Below are 17,907 nucleotides of genomic sequence, written 5' to 3'. Positions count from 1 at the left end.
ATGAGATGGTGGAGGCACCTGTACCCCCTCACCCGGATCGCAAGAGCGATCCGACCTCTCCCCGCAAGCGGGGAGAGGTTAGGGAACGGCGATACCGCGACACGTAGTTGAATGAGGACCGAGTGACCCACGCCAAGACCCCTTCCCAGCCCCCCGTCGCCCCGCGCCGGCCGCATTCCTTCACGCGGCACGGCATCACCGTGACCGACGACTATGCCTGGCTGAAGGATGCGAACTGGCAGGAGGTGCTGCGCGAGCCCGGGGTGATCGACCCTGATATCCGCAAATATCTGGATGAAGAGAACGTCTACACCGAGAGCCTGCTCGGCCACACCTCGTCCTTGCAGAAGACGCTGGTGCGCGAGATGCGCGGACGGATCAAGGAGGACGATTCCAGCGTGCCGTCGCCGGACGGGCCTTTCGCCTATTTCCGCAGATTCCGAGAGGGCGGGCAGCACGAGCTGTTCGGCCGCATGCCGCGCAACGGCGGAAACGAGCATATCGTACTCGACGGCGACGCGCTCGCCAAAGACCACAAATATTTCAAGTTCGGCGGCAGCCGGCACTCATACGATCACAAGCTGCAGGCCTGGAGCGCCGACACCAAGGGCTCGGAATATTTTTCGATCCGCGTGCGCGACTGGGCGACGGGGAAGGATCTCGGCGATCTCGTCGAGGAGACCGATGGCGGCGTGGTCTGGGCCGCCGACTGCAAGAGCTTCTTCTATGTGAAGCTCGACGACAATCATCGGCCGATGCAGGTGTGGCGGCACAGGCTCGGCACCAAACAGGCCGACGACACGCTGGTCTATGAGGAGCAGGATTCCGGCTGGTTCACCCATCTGCACGAAAGCACCAGCGGCCGCTTCTGCGTGATCGCGGGCGGCGATCACGAAACCTCGGAGCAGCGGCTGATCGACCTCGCCAACCCCGAATCGCCGCCACGCCTGGTCGCGGCGCGCGAGGAGGGTGTGCAATATTCGCTCGCCGACCGTGGCGACGAGCTGTTCATCCTCACCAATGCCGACGACGCCATCGACTTCAAGATCGTCACCGCGCCGCTCGCGTCGCCCGAGCGCAAGAACTGGCGCGACCTGATCCCGTATCGTCCCGGCATCTACATCATCGACCTCGATCTCTATGCCGGCCATCTGGTGCGGCTGGAGCGCGCCAACGCGCTGCCGTCGATCGTGATCCGCGATCTCGCCGGCGGGGACGAGCACGCCATCGCCTTCGACGAGGCCGCCTATTCGCTCGATACGATGGGCTCCTACGAGTTCGAGACGACCAACTTGCGCTTCTCCTATTCGTCGATGACGACGCCGTCGGAAGTCTATGACTACGACATGGTCAAGCGCACGCGCGCGTTGCGCAAGCGCCAGGAAATCCCGTCCGGCCATAATGCGGCCGACTACGTCACCACGCGCATCATGGCGAAGGCGCATGACGGCGCCGAGGTGCCGGTGTCGATCCTTTATCGCCACGGGCTCAAGCTCGACGGCACGGCGCCGCTATTGCTCTACGGTTACGGCTCCTACGGGATGGCGATGCCGGCCTCGTTCAGCGCCAACCGCCTGTCGCTGGTCGATCGCGGCTTCGTCTACGCCATCGCCCATATCCGCGGCGGCGCCGACAAGGGCTGGGGCTGGTATCTCGACGGCAAGCGCGAGAAGAAGACGAACTCGTTCGACGACTTTGCCGCCAGCGCCCGCGCGCTGATCGCCGCGAAATACACCAGCGCCAAGCGTATCGTCGGTCATGGCGGCTCGGCCGGCGGCATGCTGATGGGTGCCGTGGCGAACCGCGCCGGCGAGTTGTTCGCCGGCATCGTCGCGGAGGTGCCGTTCGTCGACGTGCTCAACACCATGCTCGACGACACGCTGCCGCTGACGCCGCCGGAATGGCCGGAATGGGGCAACCCGATCGAGAGCGAGAAGGACTTTCGGACCATTCTGTCGTACTCGCCCTACGACAATGTCGCGGCGAAGGAGTACCCGGCGATTTTGGCGATGGGCGGATTGACCGATCCGCGCGTCACCTATTGGGAGCCCGCAAAGTGGATCGCGCGCTTGCGCGCCACCATGAGCGGCGGCGGCCCGGTCCTGCTGCGCACCAACATGGGCGCCGGCCATGGCGGCGCGTCGGGACGGTTCGACCGGCTCGATGAGGTGGCGATCGTGTATGCGTTCGCGCTGTGGGCAGCGGGGATGGCGGAGGCCTGATCTTCTCCCTCTCCCCGTTCTTACGGGGAGAGGGCTGGGGGTGAGGGGCAGCTTCCGCAAGGACGGTGGCATAGAGACTCGCGGAGACTCCCCCTCACCCGTAATTTGCTGTCGCAAATTCCGGCCTCTCCCCGCAAGCGGGGAGAGGCGAAAGTTCACACCGCCCCGTGCGCCTCGACATACAGCGCATAAACCGAATGGCTGCTCGCCATGTAGAGCCGGTTGTTCTTCGGCCCGCCGAAGCAGAGATTGGCGCAACGCTCGGGCAGCTTGATGAAGGCGAGCGGCTTGCCGTCCGGATTGAACACCATCACGCCGTCGAGATCCTCCGGCTTGCCCTTGAGCTGAAACACCTTGCGGCCGCCGATGTCGGTTGGCTCGGGTTGCAGCGCGCCGTTGGAGCCCCAGCCGCACCAGAGATTGCCGTCGCGGTCGACTCGAAAACCGTCGAGCGAGCCCTGGTCGGCGGCATCGATCAGCTTGGTCTTGCCGCTGAGCGAGCCGTCGTCGCCGACATTGTAGCTCCAGATGCTGCGGTTGGGCGTGCCCTTCCATTCGACGATGTAGAGCTTCTTCTCGTCCGGCGAGAAGGCAAGGCCGTTCGGATTGACGAGGTCGGTGAGGACGGCGCTGAGCTTGCCGTCCTTGGCGATGCGGTAGACGTTGGTGGTGGCCTGCTCGGCCTTCTCCTTCTTGCCTTCCCACTCGCCGTTGATGCCGAACAGGGGATCGGTGAACCAGATGCTGTCGTCCGACTTCACCACGATGTCGTTCGGCGCGTTCAGCCGCTTGCCCTCGAACTTGTCGGCGAGCACGGTGATCTTGCCGTCCTTCTCGGTGCGGGTGATGCGGCGGGTGACGGAGTGCTCGCAGGTGACGAGGCGGCCCTGGCGGTCGCGCGCATTGCCGTTGGCGTAATTGGCATTGGCCCGGAACACGCTGGTCTGCCCGGTCTTCTCGTCGAACTTCATGATCCGGTTGTTGGGAATGTCGGAGAACAGGAGATAACCGCCCTCGGGGAAATAGGCGGGCCCTTCGGCCCAGCGCATGCCGGTCGCGACCTGCTCGACCGTCGAGGAATAGAGCCGGTATTTGCCAAAGCTCGGATCGAGGACCTGGACGGCGGGATCGGGATAGCGTTGGTTCGGCGTGAACGCGAACGCCTGGGCACCGGCGGCGCGGGCGAGAAGTGTCGAAGCTGCCGCCGCGGCAGCGCCGGCCATGAGGTTACGTCGCGTGAAGTTCATATAAGTCCTCCCTGCTTGTTAAAAGGCCGGCGCTTGATGCGGCCGGCCTGTTTCTTGATGTGGCTGAGTCTTGGTTTCAGCGGCCGTTCTTCTTCCGCCATTCCGCGAAATCGGTGAGCGTCTGCGGATCGGTGGCGGGATAGAGACCGAAAATGCCGCGGCCCTTGCCGACTTCCTCGGTGACGAAATCCTCGAACGCGGTCATCTCGAAGGTCTCGTTGGCGATGTCGTCGGCGAGATGCGCGGGGATCACGATGACGCCGTCGGCGTCGCCGAGGATGACATCGCCGGGAAACACCGGCGCATCGCCGCAGCCAATCGGAACGTTGATCTCGATCGCCTGGTGCAGCGTGAGGTTGGTCGGCGCCGAGGGGCGATGGTGGTAAGCGGGAATGCCGAGTTTTGCAATTTCGGCCGAATCGCGAAAACCGCCGTCGGTGACGACGCCGGCCACGCCGCGCTTCATCAGCCGCGTCACCAGGATCGCACCGGCCGAGGCCGCGCGGGCGTCCTTGCGGCTGTCCATCACCAGCACGGCGCCGGGCGGGCAGTCCTCCACCGCCTTGCGCTGCGGATGCGAGCGGTCCTTGAAGACGTCGATGGTGTTGAGATCCTCGCGCGCCGGCATGTAGCGCAGCGTGAAGGCCTCGCCGACCATGGTCGGCTGGTCGGGGCCGACGGGATGCACATCCTGGATCATCTGGATGCGCAGGCCACGCTTGAACAAAGCGGTGGCGACGGTGGCGGTGGAGACGGATTTGAGCTTGTTGCGGGCGGCTTCGCTGAGTTTTGTCATCTCATGCTCTCTTTTTCGTCATTCCGGGATGCGCCGGAACGGCGCAGGCCCGGAATCCATACTCACGATCGTGGTTATGGATTCCGGGCTCGCCGCTTTGCGGCGCCCCGGAATGACAGGTGGCTAATAGATGGACGGCTCGCCGATCGGCGCGCCGAAATCGGTCTCGAGGAAGTCGAAGTCGCAGCCGTCATTGGCCTGCTTGATGTGTTTGGTGAACATCCAGCCATAGCCACGCTCGAAGCGGCGCTCGGGCTGCTTCCAGGCGGCACGACGCTTTTCGAGCTCGGCCTCTGATACGTCGAGATTGATGGTGCGCGCGGCGACGTCGAGCGTGATGCGATCGCCGTTCTGCACCAGCGCCAGCGGGCCGCCGATGTAGGATTCCGGCGAGACGTGCAGGATGCAAGCGCCGTAGCTGGTGCCGCTCATGCGCGCATCCGAGATGCGCACCATGTCGCGCACGCCCTGCTTCACGAGCTTTGTCGGGATCGGCAGCATGCCCCATTCCGGCATGCCCGGCCCGCCCTGCGGCCCGGCATTGCGCAGGATGAGAATGTGATCCTCGGTGACGTCGAGGTTGGGATCGTCGACCGCCTTCTTCATCGACGGATAGTCGTCGAACACCAGCGCCGGACCCGTGTGCTTGAGGAAGCGCGGCGCGCAGGCGGAAGGCTTGATGACGCAGCCGTCGGGCGCGAGATTGCCCTTGAGCACGGCGAGCGCGCCCTCCTTGTAGATGGGATTGTCGACGCCGCGGATGACGTCGGCATTGTGCACCTCGGCCCCTTCGATGTTCTCGCCCAGCGTCTTGCCTGTCACCGTGACGCAGTCGAGATGCAGATGCTGCTTGATCTGCCCCATCAGCGCCGGCAGACCGCCGGCATAGAAGAAGTCCTCCATCAGATAGGCGTCGCCGCTCGGGCGGACGTTGGCGATGACAGGCACCTTGCGGCTCGCGATCTCGAAATCGTCGAGGCCGATGTCCTGGCCGGCGCGGCGGGCCTGCGCGATCAGATGGATGATCGCATTGGTGGAGCAGCCCATCGCCATGGCGACCGCAATCGCATTCTCGAACGCCCTGCGGGTCTGGATCACCTTCGGCGTCAGATCCTCCCACACCATCTCGACGATGCGGCGGCCGCATTCACTGGCCATGCGGATGTGGTTGGCGTCGGCCGCGGGGATCGAGGAGGCGCCCGGCAGCGTCATGCCGATCGCTTCCGCGATCGCGGTCATGGTCGAGGCCGTGCCCATGGTCATGCAGGTGCCGTAGCTGCGGGCGATGCCGGCCTCGATGTCGAGCCAGTCCTTGTCGGAGATCTTTCCCGCGCGGCGCTCGTCCCAATATTTCCAGCCGTCCGAGCCGGAACCGAGCGTCTTGCCCTTCCAGTTGCCGCGCAGCATGGGACCGGCCGGCAGGTAGATCGCCGGGATGTTCATCGAGGTCGCGCCCAAGAGCAGCGCCGGCGTGGTCTTGTCGCAGCCGCCCATCAGCACCACGCCGTCGACGGGATGGCTGCGGAGCAGCTCTTCCGCGTCCATCGCCAGGAGATTGCGATAGAGCATGGTGGTCGGCTTGAGCAGCGACTCCGACAGCGACAGCGCCGGCAGCTCGACCGGCAGGCCGCCCGCCATCAGGATGCCGCGCTTGACGTCGTCGACGCGCGACTTGAAGTGCATGTGGCAGGGCTGCGCATCCGACCAGGTGTTGAGGATCGCAATGATCGGGCGGTCCTTCCACTCCTCGGGAGCGTAGCCCATCTGCATGGTGCGGGAGCGATGGCCGAACGAGCGGAGGTCGTCGGGTGCAAACCAGCGCGCGCTGCGCAGCTGGTCGGGCGTGATTTTCTTCTTGGTCATGATTGGGTGCCCCATTTCTGGACGGTGTTCCGCTCGATGGCGCGGAAGATCAGGTTCTCGACAAAGAGCCCGATGATGATCACCGTCAAGAGGCCCGCGAAAACCGCAGGTATGTCGAGGAGGTTGCGGTTCTCGAAGATGAACCAGCCGAGCCCGCCCTGGCCAGAGGACACGCCGAACACCAGCTCGGCCGCGATCAGGGTGCGCCAGGCGAAGGCCCAACCGATCTTGAGACCGGTGAGGATCGAGCCGAACGCTGCGGGGATGAGGATTTTCGCCACATAAGGCAATCCGCGCAGACCGTAATTGCGCCCGACCATGCGCAGCGTGTTGGACACGCTCTTGAAGCCGGAATGGGTGTTGAGCGCGACCGGCCACAGCACCGAATGGATCAGCACGAAGACCAGGCTGCCATTGCCGAGCCCGAACCAGATCAGCGCCAGCGGCAGGAGCGCGATCGCCGGCAGCGGGTTGAACATGGCCGTGACCGTCTCAAGGAAGTCGGTGCCGATCCGGGTGGAGATCGCGAGGATCGTGAAGATCGCGGCGAGCACGATGCCGGCGGAATAGCCCATGAACAGCACTTTTAGCGAGGTCCAGGCCCGCATCGGAATGGTGCCGTCTTTCACGCGGTCGTACAGCGTCACAATGGTGTCGTGCAGCGTCGGAAACAGCAGGGGATTGTCGAGATAGACGCCGTAGGCCTCCCAGACCGCCGCGAGGAACAGGATGATCACGGTCTTGCGCACAAAGCCGTCGTTCCAGAGCAGCTCGGCCACACTCAGCTTGCGCTCGACCTCGCCTGCGCCGGTGACGGCGACCTGCGCGTCACGCAGTAATATTCTCGCTTCGCCCATACGCGGCTCCCTTAGTGCGCCGTTGCTTCGCCGGCGAACAGGAGATCGTGGATCTCCTTCTCCAGCCGGCCGGCACTGCCGTTCTCGTTCGAGACCTTGTCGACGTCGACCACCTCGGCCTTGACCCGGCCGGGATGCGGCGACAGCAGCAGGATGCGGTTGCCGATGCGGATCGCCTCGGCGATCGAATGCGTCACGAACAGCACGGTGAATTTGGTCTCGCTCCAGAGCTGGAGCAGCTCGTCCTGGCAGGTCCGGCGCGTCAGCGCGTCGAGCGCGGCGAACGGCTCGTCCATCAGCAGGATGTCCGGCTCCATCGCCATGCCGCGCGCAATCGCGACACGCTGCTTCATGCCGCCGGACAGCGTGTGCGGATAGGCATCGACCACGCGGGTGAGGCCGACCTTCTCGATATAGGCCCGCGCCTTCGCCTCGGCGTCCTTGCGCGAGAGCTTTCGCGCGGTCAGCAGCGGGAACATCACATTGGCGAGCACGCTCTTCCACGGCAGGAGCTGGTCGAACTCCTGGAAGATCATCATGCGGTCGGCGCCGGGGCCGTGGATCTCGCGGCCACTGATGCTCATGCGGCCTTCGCTCGGCGACATGTAGCCGCCGACGGCCTTGAGCAAGGTGGACTTGCCGCAGCCGGACGGCCCGAGCAGCACGAAGCGGTCGGACTTGTCGACCGTGAAACTCACCCTCTCGGTGGCGGTGACGACGGCGCTGGATGTCTTGTAGCGCAGCGTCACTCCGTTGACGTCGAGCAGCGCCATCAGCTGCCCTTCAGGTCATGCGCGACGGGAAGATAGTAGTCGGTCCAGGCCTTGGGCTGGGTCTTCAGCGTCCCGGTCTTGTAGAGATGCGCGGCGAACTTCATCGTGCCCTGCGGCTCGAGATTCCACTCCATCATGCCGGGCTGCTTGAGGAGATCGAGCAGCTCTTCCACCGAGGTCTTGTCGCCGGTGATTTCCTTGTAGATCTCGACCGCCTGCCTGGTGTCGCTGCGGATCAGATCCTGCGCTTCCTTGGTGGCATCGCGCACCGCCTGGATGATCTTCGGATTGGCCTCGGCAAACCTGGTCGTGGTGAAGAACTGCGCCTGGCTGAGCGGGCCGCCCATCACGTCGGGCGAGTTCAGCACGACATGCGCGCCCGGCACGTTCTTCAGCTCCAGGAAGGTGAAGGGCGGGATCGAGAAGTGGGTGTGCACCTCGTGCTTCGGATTGGACAGCGCCGCATAGGCGTCGGGGTGGCCGAGCTGCACGGTGTTGGCATCGAGCTTCGACCATTGGTCGGCGCCGAACGCTTCGGCGGCGGCGATCTGAAGCACGATCGCCTGCGTGGACACCTTCACCGTCGGCACCGCGATCTTGTCGGCGGGGCCGAAATCCCTGATCGACTTGATGTTGTCGTCGCGGCTGATCAGCGTCATCGGCTGCGCCGAGGTCGCGACGATGCCCTTCACGCCGCCGCGGGTGCGGTCCCACAAGAGGAGCAGATTGCCGGTGCCGGTGTTGAGGATGTCGACGCCGCCCGCGAGCAGCGCATCGGTCTGCGCGCCGCCGCCGGAGAAGGTGATCCATTTGGTGGTGACGCCGGAAACGCCGAGAGCGCCGGCATGCTTCTCGATCAGCTTCAGCTTCTCCATGATGTGGCTCGGCATGTAGAAGATGCCGGGCTGGCGCGACAGCGCGATCTCGGATTTCTGCTGCGCCTGCGCCGCGGGCGCGAAAAGGGCGGCGGCGATTAGGGCCATGGCCGCCAGGCCACGCTGCAATTGCTTCATCATTGTTGTTCGTTTCCTCCGGCCGCCATTGACGTGCGAGCTTACTGATGCACTAATGCATTAGTGCATCAAAGGCAAGCCTGCCGGAGCCATCACCATGGAAACCGTCCATACCGCGCCCCGCGCGGCCGCCCGCCTCGACCGGGCCCGGCAGGCCGCGCCGCAGGTGTTCGAGCGGCTGCGCAACGCCATTCTCGCGCTCGAACTGCCGCCAGGCGCGCCGCTGTCGCGCACAGAGCTTGCCGCGCAATTCGGTGTCAGCTCGACACCGATCCGCGACGCCCTGATGCGGCTGGAGGAAGAAGGGCTGGTCGAGGTGTTTCCGCAGCACGCGACCGTGGTCAGCCGGGTCGATGTCGGCCGCGCCGAGCAGGCCCATTTCCTGCGCCAGGCGCTGGAGCTCGAAATCGTCCGGCTGCTCGCGGAAGAGCATGACGCGGCCCTGGTGATGCGGCTCGACCACGCGATCGCGCTGCAGCAGCAATTCGCCAAGGCCGGAGATTTCGAGAGCTTCATCGCCGGCGACAATGATTTTCACGCGCAGCTTTATGCCGCCGCCGGCAAGCAGGACCTCTGGTCGCTGGTGCGCAGCCGCAGCGGACATATCGACCGGCTGCGCCGGCTGCATCTGCCCTCACCCGGCAAGGCCCAGAACATCGTCCGCCATCACAAGCTGATCACGCGCGCGATCGAGGCCGGCGACTTCGATGCCGCGCAGCAGCACCTGCGCAAGCACCTGTCGGGCACCCTGAGCGAGCTAGACAAGATCCGGGCCCGCTATCCTGAGTACCTGACCGACTAGCTGCGATTGGCCGCGCTCTCCCGCGGCCGGCGCGAAGGACAGTTCCACCGCCTCAATCACCAATTCGGCGAGGTCATGTGCACGAAAGCGTGCATAATGGCGGCACCAGGACGAGGCGCGCCGGGAAACCGTCGCATCGTCGCGAAGTGCTTGCAGGCTGGGCGGAATCCGCGCAACAATTTCATATTTGATGGTTTGATTTGGGGGCGCTGGACGATCCCCTCCGCCCCGGAGGATTTCAGACGTGGCCAACATCCTGATCGTGGATGACGACCCCGCCGTGCAGATCACAATCCGGCTGCTCCTGGAGAGGGCCGGGCATCACGTGACGGTCGCCGGCGACGGCCGCAAGGGGCTTTCCCTATTCGGAGCCAGTGCATTCGACCTGCTGTTTCTGGACATCTTCATGCCCGGGATGGACGGGCTGGAGACGATGCGCCACATCCGGGCACAGCGGCGGGCCGTTCCGATCATCGTGATCTCCGGCCGTTCCGCCACGCCGGACGCCTATGCGGAGCCGGATTTCCTGAAGATGGCGATCAAGCTCGGCGCGGCGGCGAGCCTGCAAAAGCCGTTCGGGCCCGGCGCCCTGCTCGCCGCGGTCGATGGCTGCCTGAAGGCGGCTCTGCCGGAGAGGTCCGATGTCAGCTCCGGCCAGCGATGACGAGGGCGCCTCCTCGGCTCCAGTCCAGAACAAGCGCCGCCAAACGGGAAGTCCAGCGAACATCCCCATGACGCTGGCGACGCGGCTGGCCATCACGATGATCCTGCTGGTGGCGGTGACGGTGGCCGCAGTCGGCTGGCTCGGCTATCGCAACATCACGCAAGCCGTCATTCCGCGCGTGCTGGAGCGGGTCGAAGCCCAGTCGCGCCTGCTGGCGACCAATCTCGAATCCTACGTTTCCGGCGTTCGCGGCGATCTGATCGGCTATCGCTCCGCCGCGGCAATCAACGGTCTGATCCGCGCGCATATCGGCGGCGGAACTGATGCATTTGACGGCGTCTCGGAGCAGATCTGGCGCGAGCGCATCGCGACGCGGCTCGTGGCCGAGATCGAGGCCAAGCCCAGCTACGGCCAGTTTCGAATCATCGGCCTTGACGACGACCAGCGCGAGCTGGTCCGGGTCGATCGCTCGGGCCCGAATGGCGCAGCACGGATCGTCCCCGACAGCGAGCTGGCGCACAAGACCGACCGAGCCTACTTCCAGGAAACGATCAAGCTCGCGCCGGGCGAGATTTACGTGTCGCCGATTGACCTCGCGACCCGTCAGGGCGGGACCACGGACCTGCACATTCCGACCCTGCGGGTCGCGACACCGCTGTTCACGCCGGAGGGCAAGCCGTTCGGTATCATCGTCGCCAATATCGACATGCGTCCGGCACTCGAGCGCGTCCGCGCGACGACGAGCTCGGGAGGGGAAATCTATGTCGTGAATTCGCGTGGCGACTATCTCGTCCATCCCGATCGCACGCGGGAGTTCGGCTCGTTGCATGGCCATCCCACCAACTGGCGCAATGATTTTCCGTTTTTTTCGACCGCGGCCGGCACGCCTGACGTGTCGACGCACCTCACGACCAACGCAGCGGGCCGGCCAAGCGGCGCGGCGCTCGCGCCGGCGCTGCTTGCAGGCAAGGAGTGGATCGCAATCATCGTGACCGTTCCCCCGGCCGTGTTCGGCCGCGTGCCGGCCGCCATTCAAAAAACGTCCCTGCTCGTCGGCCTGCTCGCCGTCCTCGCCGCGGCTGCACTCGCGGTGCTGCTGGCGCGGTCATTGACCCGCCCGATCGGCCGCCTGACCGCGGCGGTGGAGGCCATCGGCAGCGGACGGCCGGCGGACATTCCGGTCGACGCCAGCGGCGAGACCGGCGTGCTGGCGCGCGCCTTTGCCCAGATGGTCGAGGAGACCAGGGCGAAAACAGCCGCGCTCGAGCGCGAGGTCCGCGAGCATCGCCGTACCGAGGCCGCACGCAGCCATCATGCGGCGCGCGAGCAATTGTTCAGCGCCGCGGTCGAATCGTCCGACGATGCGATCGTGATGCAGACGCTCGCGGCCATCATCACCGGCTGGAATCCGGCGGCAGAACGCCTCTATGGCTATTCGGCGGACGAGGCGATCGGCCAGCCCACCTCCATCATTGTCCCGCCCGACCGCCGCGAGCAAGGCAAGGACTATCTGCGGCGGATCGCGAGCGGCGAGCCGATCGAGCGCTTCGAGACGGTGCGCCTGCGCAAGGACGGCACGCCGGTCGAGATCTCGCTCGGCCTCTCGCCGATCAGGGGACCTTCGGGCGAGATCGTCGGCGCCTCCGGGAGTGCGCGCAGCCTCACCGAGGCGCGGCGGGCCGAGCGGGTGCTCCAGCAACAGCTCGAGGAGCGCCGCCAGATCTTCGACACCTCGCAGGATCTGATCATGATCATGGACGCACACGGCCATGTCGCGCAGATCAGCCCGAGCAGCGAGACCATTCTCGGCTACCGGCCGGGCGAGATGATCGGCCGCAGCGGCGCCGATTTCGTTCACCCTGATCATCTCGAGCATTCCCGCGCGCAGATGCGCGCGCTGCGGCGCGGCGAGCGCCCCAAGCTCGACGACACCCGCTGCTTCCACAAGAACGGGCACGAGGTCTGGCTGTCATGGCTCGGCAGCTGGTCCGAGCAGGCGCACCGCTTCTTCTTCGTCGGGCGCGACATGACGGAGGCAAGGCTCGCGCAGGAATCCCTGCGGGAGAGCGAACGGCTCGCCCGCAACATCGTCGAGACCGCGCTCGATGCCTTCGTCCAGACCGACGACGCCGGCCGGATCCTGAACTGGAACTCGCAGGCAGAACAGCTGTTCGGCTGGCGTCGCGACGAGGTGCTCGGCAAGAGCACGATCGACCTGATCGTGGCCGAGAGCGAACGCGATCGGGTCAGGGCCGGCCTGCAGCGTTTCCTCGAAGAGGAAGACGGCAGGACGCTGAACCGCCGCCGCGAGCTCATGTGCCGGCGGCGCGACGGCAAGGAATTCAAGGCCGAGCTGAGCGTCACCGCGCTGAAGCGCCGCGAGGGCCTGCTGTTCAACGTGTTCTACCGCGACCTCACCGACAAGATCGCGGCCGAGGAGCGCATCCGCCACGCCGACAAGATGGAGGCGGTCGGCCAGCTCACCGGCGGCGTCGCGCACGACTTCAACAACATCCTCACCGTCATCACCGGGACGATCGAGATCCTGGCGGAGGCGGTCGAGAAGGAGCCGCAGCTCGCGGCCATCACCAAGATGATCGACGAGGCCGCCGCGCGTGGCGCCGAGCTGACCCAGCATCTGCTCGCCTTCGCGCGCAAGCAGCCGCTGCAGCCGCGCGAGATCGACATCAATTCGCTGATCATCGACACCGCAAAGCTGTTGCGGCCGACCCTGGGCGAGCAGATCCAGATCGAATCGGTGTTCGAGGACGAGAACTGCGTCGCGATCGTCGATCCCAACCAGCTCACCACCGCGATCCTCAACCTCGCGCTCAACGCCCGCGACGCCATGCCCGGCGGCGGCAAGCTGATCGTGGAGACGGGCGCCGCCTATCTCGACGAGGTCTATGGCAGCGTCAACGATGTCAGGCCCGGGCATTACGTGCTGATCGCCGTGAGCGACACCGGCACCGGCATTCCGGCGAGCATGCTGGCGAAGGTGTTCGACCCGTTCTTCACCTCGAAGGGACCGGGCAAGGGCACCGGGCTCGGGCTTTCGATGGTCTACGGCTTCATCAAGCAGTCCGCGGGACACATCAAGATCTACAGCGAGGAAGGCCACGGCACCACGATCAAGATGTACCTGCCGCCCGGCAAGACGCCGACGGTGGTCGGCGAGGGTGTGACGCCGGCGACGATCGAGGGCGGACACGAGACGATCCTCGTGGTTGAGGACGACCGGCTGGTGCGCGACTACGTGCTGGCGCAGCTGCATTCGCTGGGTTACGTCACCCTGCAGGCCGCGAATGCCGCCGAGGCGCTCGCGATCGTCGCCGCCGGCAAGCCGTTCGATCTGCTCTTCACCGACGTCATCATGCCCGGCAAGATGAACGGACGGCAGCTCGCCGACGAGCTGACGAAGACGCGTCCCGATCTGAAAGTGGTCTACACATCAGGCTATACCGAGAACGCGATCATCCATCACGGCCGGCTGGATTTGGGCGTGCTGCTGCTGGCGAAGCCCTACCGCAAATCGGACCTCGCGCGGATGATCCGCAAGGCGCTGAACGGGTGATGCCACGCTCTCGTGTCCCGGACGCACTGAGCGCGCAGCGCTGCCGTGCAGAGCCGGGACCCAGAACGATCCAGCGCGGAGATCGGAGAGATGGGCCCCGGCTCAGCGGTGCATCATTTCATGATGCACCGCGTCCGGGGCACGAGACCATTCTACGACGCGCGCTGGGCCGCGGTCATCACGATGCGGATCAGGTCGGCGGCGTTGCGCGCGCCGAGCTTCTTCATGATGTTGGCGCGATGGTCCTCGATGGTGCGCGGGCTGATGCCGAGCGTGCGGCCGGCTTCCTTGTTGGACGCACCGGAGGCGAACTGCTCCAGCACCTCGCGCTCCCTGCGCGTCAACGGCTCGCGTCCGGGGAAATGCAGCGAGCCGAATTTCGGCGAGGCGTTTTCCGCCTGCCTGCGCGCATAGGCCCCGATCGCCTCGTCGAGCCGGCCGACGATCTCGCTGCCGCGGAACGGCTTCTCGATGAAGTCGAGCGCGCCGCTCTTGATGGCGCCCACCGCCATGGTGATGTCGCCCTGCCCGGAGATCATGAAGATCGGTGCCGGATAGTCCTCGCCATGCAGCTCCTTCAGGATGTCGAGACCCGACTTTCCGGGAATGTGCACGTCGAGCAGGATCGCAGCCGGTGTGCGGGTTCGCGCGACGGAGAGCAGAGCAGCGCCGTCCGCAAAACAGATCACCTCATAGCCCGCCGCCTTCAACACCATCGACAAGGTGTCGCGAACGGCAGGGTCATCGTCGACCACGAAGATTTCACCGCGAGAGCTTTGTTCGGCCATGTGCCACATCCAGTTGGCATGAAGGACTCGCGTCCGCGCCATCCCGTTATGGCGTTCGGCGCGGATTCGGCCCACCCGTATTTGTACGGGACATGGACTTAACGCACAAGTAGCGGCAGGGTGTCTAATTGCGGGGTACGGAGAATATCCATGCTAAATTACGCCGGCATACCCCCGCTCGCCGCGATGGCCGATACTGACAGCCGTCAGTTGATCGCAGCCGAACTTCGCTCTCTGATCGCGCGCATCGAGATCAGCATGCGTCTGATCGACGCGGCGATGGAGGACGAAGACGATAGCGCTACCGCGGGTTCCACCGAGATCGTCGTGCTCGACGACGTGACGCCGCGTTATGCCACCGCGAGCGCCGCCCTCAACGCCTGCCGGGCGGAGCTCAGCCACGCCCTGCAGCAATTGTCGGAATCTGGCGGCGCAGCGTAAGTCGCAATCAGCGCGGCTGACCTGCCGCGGCTGATCGCATGGCAGCTCCGCGCCTCAGGCGCGGTGCCGTTCCACGATCGCGTCGGTGGCGACACCACCCCAAGTGTGAATCGCCGGCAGGCCCATCGCGGTCTTGCCGAGATTGGCGAGGCTGATGCGCAGGGCCGCGAGGTCCAGCGGCTTTGGCAGGCTCTGGAGCTCGATCCCCACGGAGCGGGCGAAGCTGCGGGCGGCGCTGCGGCGCTTGCCGTCCATGCCGCTGATGACGATCACGGCACCGGCGAATTTCGCCTCCGCCATCTCGCGCAGCACGTCGATGCCGTCGCCGTCCTCCAGCACGAGGTCGAGCGTCACGCAGTCGAAGCGCGCGGCGCGGAGCTTCTCGATGGCTTCCGCCACGGACGGCGCCACGGTGACTTCGTGGCCGGCCTGCTTGGCCGCGACCGTGATCAGGCTGCGCTGCGTGGCGTCGTCGTCGACCACCAGCAGCTGGAGCGCACGCCGCTCGGCGACGTCGGGCAGGTTGGACGTGACAGGGGAGAGGGAACTTCTGGGCATTGCCGTATTCCTGAGATTGAGACCGGCAATGGATACACGGTTCGCGCTTAGGCGACGTAAAACCGCCGCGGCAAATTCTTCCGGATGTTTCAGCAAATATAAAGCAACGTCGCGGAAAGCGCGCAGTCCTGCGCAGGCGCGCTGCCGATCAGGCCGCCGCGTCGTGGCCGCCGGCGGCGCCGCGCTTCTTCCGGTTCTTGCCGCGCAGGAACTGGATGTCCATCTCGGCGCCGTTGACCCGCACCAGCTCGCAGCGGCGGTAGGCAAGGCCGGTGGACGACAGCAGCAGGAAGAACTCCTTCAGGTTCAATCCCTGGATCGAGCCTTCCACCGTGAGGATGGCGTCGGTGTCGGAGATCGCATTGAGCTTGCAGTCGCGGCGCCAGGTGCCGTCGATGGCCATGATGCAGACATCATAGCCGCGACTGAACGTCACGCGTTCGGTGCCCTTGCCATCCTCGGCCATGCCTATCGTCCTGCCATGACCGCCATGCGCGGCGCCGCACCGGGGAGCACTGGCTTGGCAACTGCGGCACGCGGATCGTTCGGCTTGTAGAGGCCGCGCCGCTCCGGGATCGGCCTGAACGTATCGGTCAGTCCGACCACGGTCTCGGCCGCACCGAGCACCAGGAAGCCGTCGGGCTCGATCTGGCGCGCCAGGCGGTTGAAGATGTTGATCTTGGTGTCCTGGTCGAAATAGATCAGCACGTTGCGGCAGAAGATGACGTCAAAGGTGCCGAGCTGGGCGAAGTCGTGCAGCAAATTGAGCTGGCGGTGCTGGATCATCGCCCGCAGCTCGGGATTGATCTGCCAGGTCTCGCCGGTCTGCTTGAAATATTTCACCAGCATCTGGATCGGCAGGCCGCGCTGCACCTCGAACTGGCTGTAGATGCCGGCCTTGGCCTTCTCCAGCACCTCCTGCGACAGGTCGGTCGCGATGATCTCGATACGCCAGCCGGTGAGGGCCGCGCCCATTTCCTTCAGGCACATCGCCAGCGAATACGGCTCCTGCCCGGTCGAGCCGGCGGCGCACCAGATGCGCACGCTGCGCTTGCCGGCGCGCGCCTTGATGATCTCGGGCATGATGGTGTCGCGGAAATGATCGAACGGGACCTTGTCGCGGAAGAAGAAGGTCTCGTTGGTGGTCATGGCTTCGACCACGTCGGTGATCAGCTGGCGTGAGCCGGCTTGCAGCTTCTGCACGAGGTCGGCGATGCCGGACAGCCCCACCTTGCGGGCGAGCGGCAGCAGGCGGCTTTCGATCAAATATTGCTTGTCTGCGGACAGGTCGAGACCCGAATTGTCCTTCAGGAACTTACGCAGATACTCGTACTCGGTCGGGGTCACGGATAGCCTCTTCGAAGCTGTACTGGGAACACTCTGGCCCGAACGTCAGGCCAGACACACTCAGACCATGGCTTGTCCGACCGGGATCAAACCAACTTCAGCGAACTTGTCGGCGATGATGTCTTTGTCGAAGGGCTTCATGATGTACTCGTTGGCGCCGCCGCTGAGCGCCTGGGCAATATGAGCCACGTTGTTCTCGGTGGTGCAGAACACCACCTTGGGCTGGTCGCCGCCGGGCAGGCGGCGCATGTGGCCCATGAACTCGAAGCCGTCCATCACGGGCATGTTCCAGTCGAGCAGCACCGCATCGGGCAGCTGCTTCTGGCAGATCTCGAGCGCCTTGGAGCCGTCCTCGGCCTCGGTGACTTGGAATTCCAGGCCCTCGAGGATCCGGCGCGCGATCTTGCGCACGACGCTGGAATCATCGACCACCAAACAGGTTTTCATTTTGGTTCTCCGGCTTCGATGTTTCGTTGGTTCACGCAGCCATCTGCACTTCGATCTTCAATTCGAGCACGCGGTCAACATCGAGGACGACCATGAGTTGGCCGTCGAGACGGTGGACGCCGCCGGCGAGCTTGGCCATGCGGGGATCGAGGTTGACGGGGTTTTCCTCCTTGCCGTCCTCGGGCAGGCGCAGCACCTCGCCGATCTGGTCGATCAGGAGGCCATAGGATTCGCCGCGAAGGTCGACGCCGACCGCCATCGGCGCCTTGCCGTCCTCGACCTTGGGCAGACCGAGACGGGCGCGCATGTCGATCACGGTGACGATGCGGCCGCGCAGGTTCAACACGCCGGCGATCTCGCGCGAGGCCAGCGGCACGCGGGTGACGCGCTCGGGCATGAACACGTCCTGGACGCGCGAGATCGGCAGGCCGAACAGCTGGCCGCCGATCATCGCGGTGACGTATTCGACCATGGCGCCTTCGCCAATTTGCGTCTTCTTGCTCATCTGCGTATCT

17 protein-coding genes are annotated in these 17,907 nt (G+C 65.2%); 5 read left to right on the top strand and 12 right to left on the bottom strand.

The features are described from left to right. Window positions 1-122: 122 nt before the first annotated feature. Entirely contained in the window at window positions 123-2,222 is a 2,100-nt protein-coding gene (locus tag QA642_RS02470; RefSeq protein ID WP_283083228.1) for a S9 family peptidase, read from the top strand. Between the two features lie 155 nt (window positions 2,223-2,377). Here the strand turns inward: QA642_RS02470 and QA642_RS02465 are convergent, their stop codons facing one another. The 6 genes from QA642_RS02465 to QA642_RS02440 all read right to left on the bottom strand — a co-directional run bounded on the left by QA642_RS02465 (window position 2,378) and on the right by QA642_RS02440 (window position 8,774). Beyond that, window positions 2,378-3,469 carry an SMP-30/gluconolactonase/LRE family protein gene (locus QA642_RS02465; RefSeq protein WP_283083227.1) on the bottom strand — a complete coding sequence of 364 codons (1,092 nt, stop codon included), beginning with the start codon at window positions 3,467-3,469 and terminating at the stop codon, window positions 2,378-2,380. 76 nt (window positions 3,470-3,545) lie between these two features. Next, the gene (locus QA642_RS02460; RefSeq protein ID WP_283083226.1) at window positions 3,546-4,265 is read right to left on the bottom strand and encodes a ribonuclease activity regulator RraA; all 720 of its coding nucleotides are present in this window, start codon (window positions 4,263-4,265) and stop codon (window positions 3,546-3,548) included. A gap of 123 nt (window positions 4,266-4,388) precedes the next feature. Further along, complete coding sequence (gene araD, locus QA642_RS02455; protein WP_283083225.1) at window positions 4,389-6,128, bottom strand: L-arabinonate dehydratase; 1,740 nt, start codon at window positions 6,126-6,128, stop codon at window positions 4,389-4,391. Continuing rightward, a complete protein-coding gene (locus tag QA642_RS02450) occupies window positions 6,125-6,985 on the bottom strand; it encodes an ABC transporter permease (protein ID WP_283083224.1) in 861 nt (286 codons plus the stop codon). Before QA642_RS02450 ends, araD begins: the two co-directional genes overlap by 4 nt. Window positions 6,986-6,996: 11 nt before the next feature. After that, window positions 6,997-7,758, bottom strand: a complete 762-nt coding sequence (locus tag QA642_RS02445; RefSeq protein ID WP_283083223.1) for an ABC transporter ATP-binding protein — start codon at window positions 7,756-7,758, stop codon at window positions 6,997-6,999. Then, the gene (locus QA642_RS02440; protein ID WP_283083222.1) at window positions 7,758-8,774 is read right to left on the bottom strand and encodes an ABC transporter substrate-binding protein; all 1,017 of its coding nucleotides are present in this window, start codon (window positions 8,772-8,774) and stop codon (window positions 7,758-7,760) included. The genes QA642_RS02445 and QA642_RS02440 overlap by 1 nt, the downstream gene beginning before the upstream one ends. A 94-nt stretch (window positions 8,775-8,868) precedes the next feature. Between QA642_RS02440 and QA642_RS02435 the strand changes: the two genes are divergently transcribed. From QA642_RS02435 to QA642_RS02425, 3 genes are all read left to right on the top strand, one after another. After that, on the top strand, window positions 8,869-9,573 hold the full coding sequence (locus QA642_RS02435) for a GntR family transcriptional regulator (RefSeq protein ID WP_283083221.1): 705 nt from the start codon (window positions 8,869-8,871) through the stop codon (window positions 9,571-9,573). A 244-nt stretch (window positions 9,574-9,817) separates the two neighbouring features. After that, window positions 9,818-10,237, top strand: a complete 420-nt coding sequence (locus QA642_RS02430) for a response regulator (protein ID WP_283083220.1) — start codon at window positions 9,818-9,820, stop codon at window positions 10,235-10,237. Continuing rightward, complete coding sequence (locus QA642_RS02425) at window positions 10,215-13,811, top strand: PAS domain S-box protein (RefSeq protein ID WP_283083219.1); 3,597 nt, start codon at window positions 10,215-10,217, stop codon at window positions 13,809-13,811. The genes QA642_RS02430 and QA642_RS02425 overlap by 23 nt, the downstream gene beginning before the upstream one ends. A gap of 152 nt (window positions 13,812-13,963) precedes the next feature. Here the strand turns inward: QA642_RS02425 and QA642_RS02420 are convergent, their stop codons facing one another. Continuing rightward, window positions 13,964-14,599 carry a response regulator gene (locus QA642_RS02420; RefSeq protein WP_283083218.1) on the bottom strand — a complete coding sequence of 212 codons (636 nt, stop codon included), beginning with the start codon at window positions 14,597-14,599 and terminating at the stop codon, window positions 13,964-13,966. A gap of 150 nt (window positions 14,600-14,749) precedes the next feature. On the opposite strand from QA642_RS02420, the gene QA642_RS02415 reads away from it, so the two are divergent. Beyond that, a complete protein-coding gene (locus QA642_RS02415; RefSeq protein ID WP_283083217.1) occupies window positions 14,750-15,040 on the top strand; it encodes a hypothetical protein in 291 nt (96 codons plus the stop codon). Between the two features lie 54 nt (window positions 15,041-15,094). Here the strand turns inward: QA642_RS02415 and QA642_RS02410 are convergent, their stop codons facing one another. The 5 genes from QA642_RS02410 to QA642_RS02390 form a co-directional block, all read right to left on the bottom strand. Then, window positions 15,095-15,598 carry a response regulator gene (locus tag QA642_RS02410; RefSeq protein WP_018645938.1) on the bottom strand — a complete coding sequence of 168 codons (504 nt, stop codon included), beginning with the start codon at window positions 15,596-15,598 and terminating at the stop codon, window positions 15,095-15,097. A gap of 148 nt (window positions 15,599-15,746) precedes the next feature. After that, the gene (locus QA642_RS02405) at window positions 15,747-16,064 is read right to left on the bottom strand and encodes a hypothetical protein (protein ID WP_027563592.1); all 318 of its coding nucleotides are present in this window, start codon (window positions 16,062-16,064) and stop codon (window positions 15,747-15,749) included. A gap of 2 nt (window positions 16,065-16,066) precedes the next feature. Then, window positions 16,067-16,945, bottom strand: coding sequence for a protein-glutamate O-methyltransferase CheR (locus QA642_RS02400; RefSeq protein ID WP_283083216.1), 879 nt, complete (start codon window positions 16,943-16,945; stop codon window positions 16,067-16,069). A 60-nt stretch (window positions 16,946-17,005) separates the two neighbouring features. After that, the gene (locus QA642_RS02395; RefSeq protein ID WP_027563594.1) at window positions 17,006-17,392 is read right to left on the bottom strand and encodes a response regulator; all 387 of its coding nucleotides are present in this window, start codon (window positions 17,390-17,392) and stop codon (window positions 17,006-17,008) included. A gap of 31 nt (window positions 17,393-17,423) precedes the next feature. Further along, window positions 17,424-17,897 (bottom strand): chemotaxis protein CheW, encoded by a 474-nt coding sequence (locus QA642_RS02390; RefSeq protein ID WP_283083215.1) that lies wholly within the window; start codon window positions 17,895-17,897, stop codon window positions 17,424-17,426. Between the last annotated feature and the right edge of the window lie 10 nt (window positions 17,898-17,907).

Origin of the sequence: Bradyrhizobium sp. CB2312, assembly GCF_029714425.1 — a bacterium.
GTDB lineage: Bacteria > Pseudomonadota > Alphaproteobacteria > Rhizobiales > Xanthobacteraceae > Bradyrhizobium.
This window is presented reverse-complemented; position numbering and strand designations above follow the sequence as displayed.

Excerpts from the sequence above, each read along its gene's own strand:
- QA642_RS02465 (WP_283083227.1), bottom strand. The coding sequence starts at position 3,469 with ATGAACTTCACGCGACGTAACCTCATGGCCGGCGCTGCCGCGGCGGCA.
- QA642_RS02460 (WP_283083226.1), bottom strand. The coding sequence starts at position 4,265 with ATGACAAAACTCAGCGAAGCCGCCCGCAACAAGCTCAAATCCGTCTCC.
- araD (WP_283083225.1), bottom strand. The coding sequence starts at position 6,128 with ATGACCAAGAAGAAAATCACGCCCGACCAGCTGCGCAGCGCGCGCTGG.
- QA642_RS02450 (WP_283083224.1), bottom strand. The coding sequence starts at position 6,985 with ATGGGCGAAGCGAGAATATTACTGCGTGACGCGCAGGTCGCCGTCACC.
- QA642_RS02445 (WP_283083223.1), bottom strand. The coding sequence starts at position 7,758 with ATGGCGCTGCTCGACGTCAACGGAGTGACGCTGCGCTACAAGACATCC.
- QA642_RS02440 (WP_283083222.1), bottom strand. The coding sequence starts at position 8,774 with ATGATGAAGCAATTGCAGCGTGGCCTGGCGGCCATGGCCCTAATCGCC.
- QA642_RS02435 (WP_283083221.1), top strand. The coding sequence starts at position 8,869 with ATGGAAACCGTCCATACCGCGCCCCGCGCGGCCGCCCGCCTCGACCGG.
- QA642_RS02425 (WP_283083219.1), top strand. The coding sequence starts at position 10,215 with ATGTCAGCTCCGGCCAGCGATGACGAGGGCGCCTCCTCGGCTCCAGTC.
- QA642_RS02420 (WP_283083218.1), bottom strand. The coding sequence starts at position 14,599 with ATGGCCGAACAAAGCTCTCGCGGTGAAATCTTCGTGGTCGACGATGAC.
- QA642_RS02415 (WP_283083217.1), top strand. The coding sequence starts at position 14,750 with ATGCTAAATTACGCCGGCATACCCCCGCTCGCCGCGATGGCCGATACT.
- QA642_RS02410 (WP_018645938.1), bottom strand. The coding sequence starts at position 15,598 with ATGCCCAGAAGTTCCCTCTCCCCTGTCACGTCCAACCTGCCCGACGTC.
- QA642_RS02405 (WP_027563592.1), bottom strand. The coding sequence starts at position 16,064 with ATGGCCGAGGATGGCAAGGGCACCGAACGCGTGACGTTCAGTCGCGGC.
- QA642_RS02395 (WP_027563594.1), bottom strand. The coding sequence starts at position 17,392 with ATGAAAACCTGTTTGGTGGTCGATGATTCCAGCGTCGTGCGCAAGATC.
- QA642_RS02390 (WP_283083215.1), bottom strand. The coding sequence starts at position 17,897 with ATGAGCAAGAAGACGCAAATTGGCGAAGGCGCCATGGTCGAATACGTC.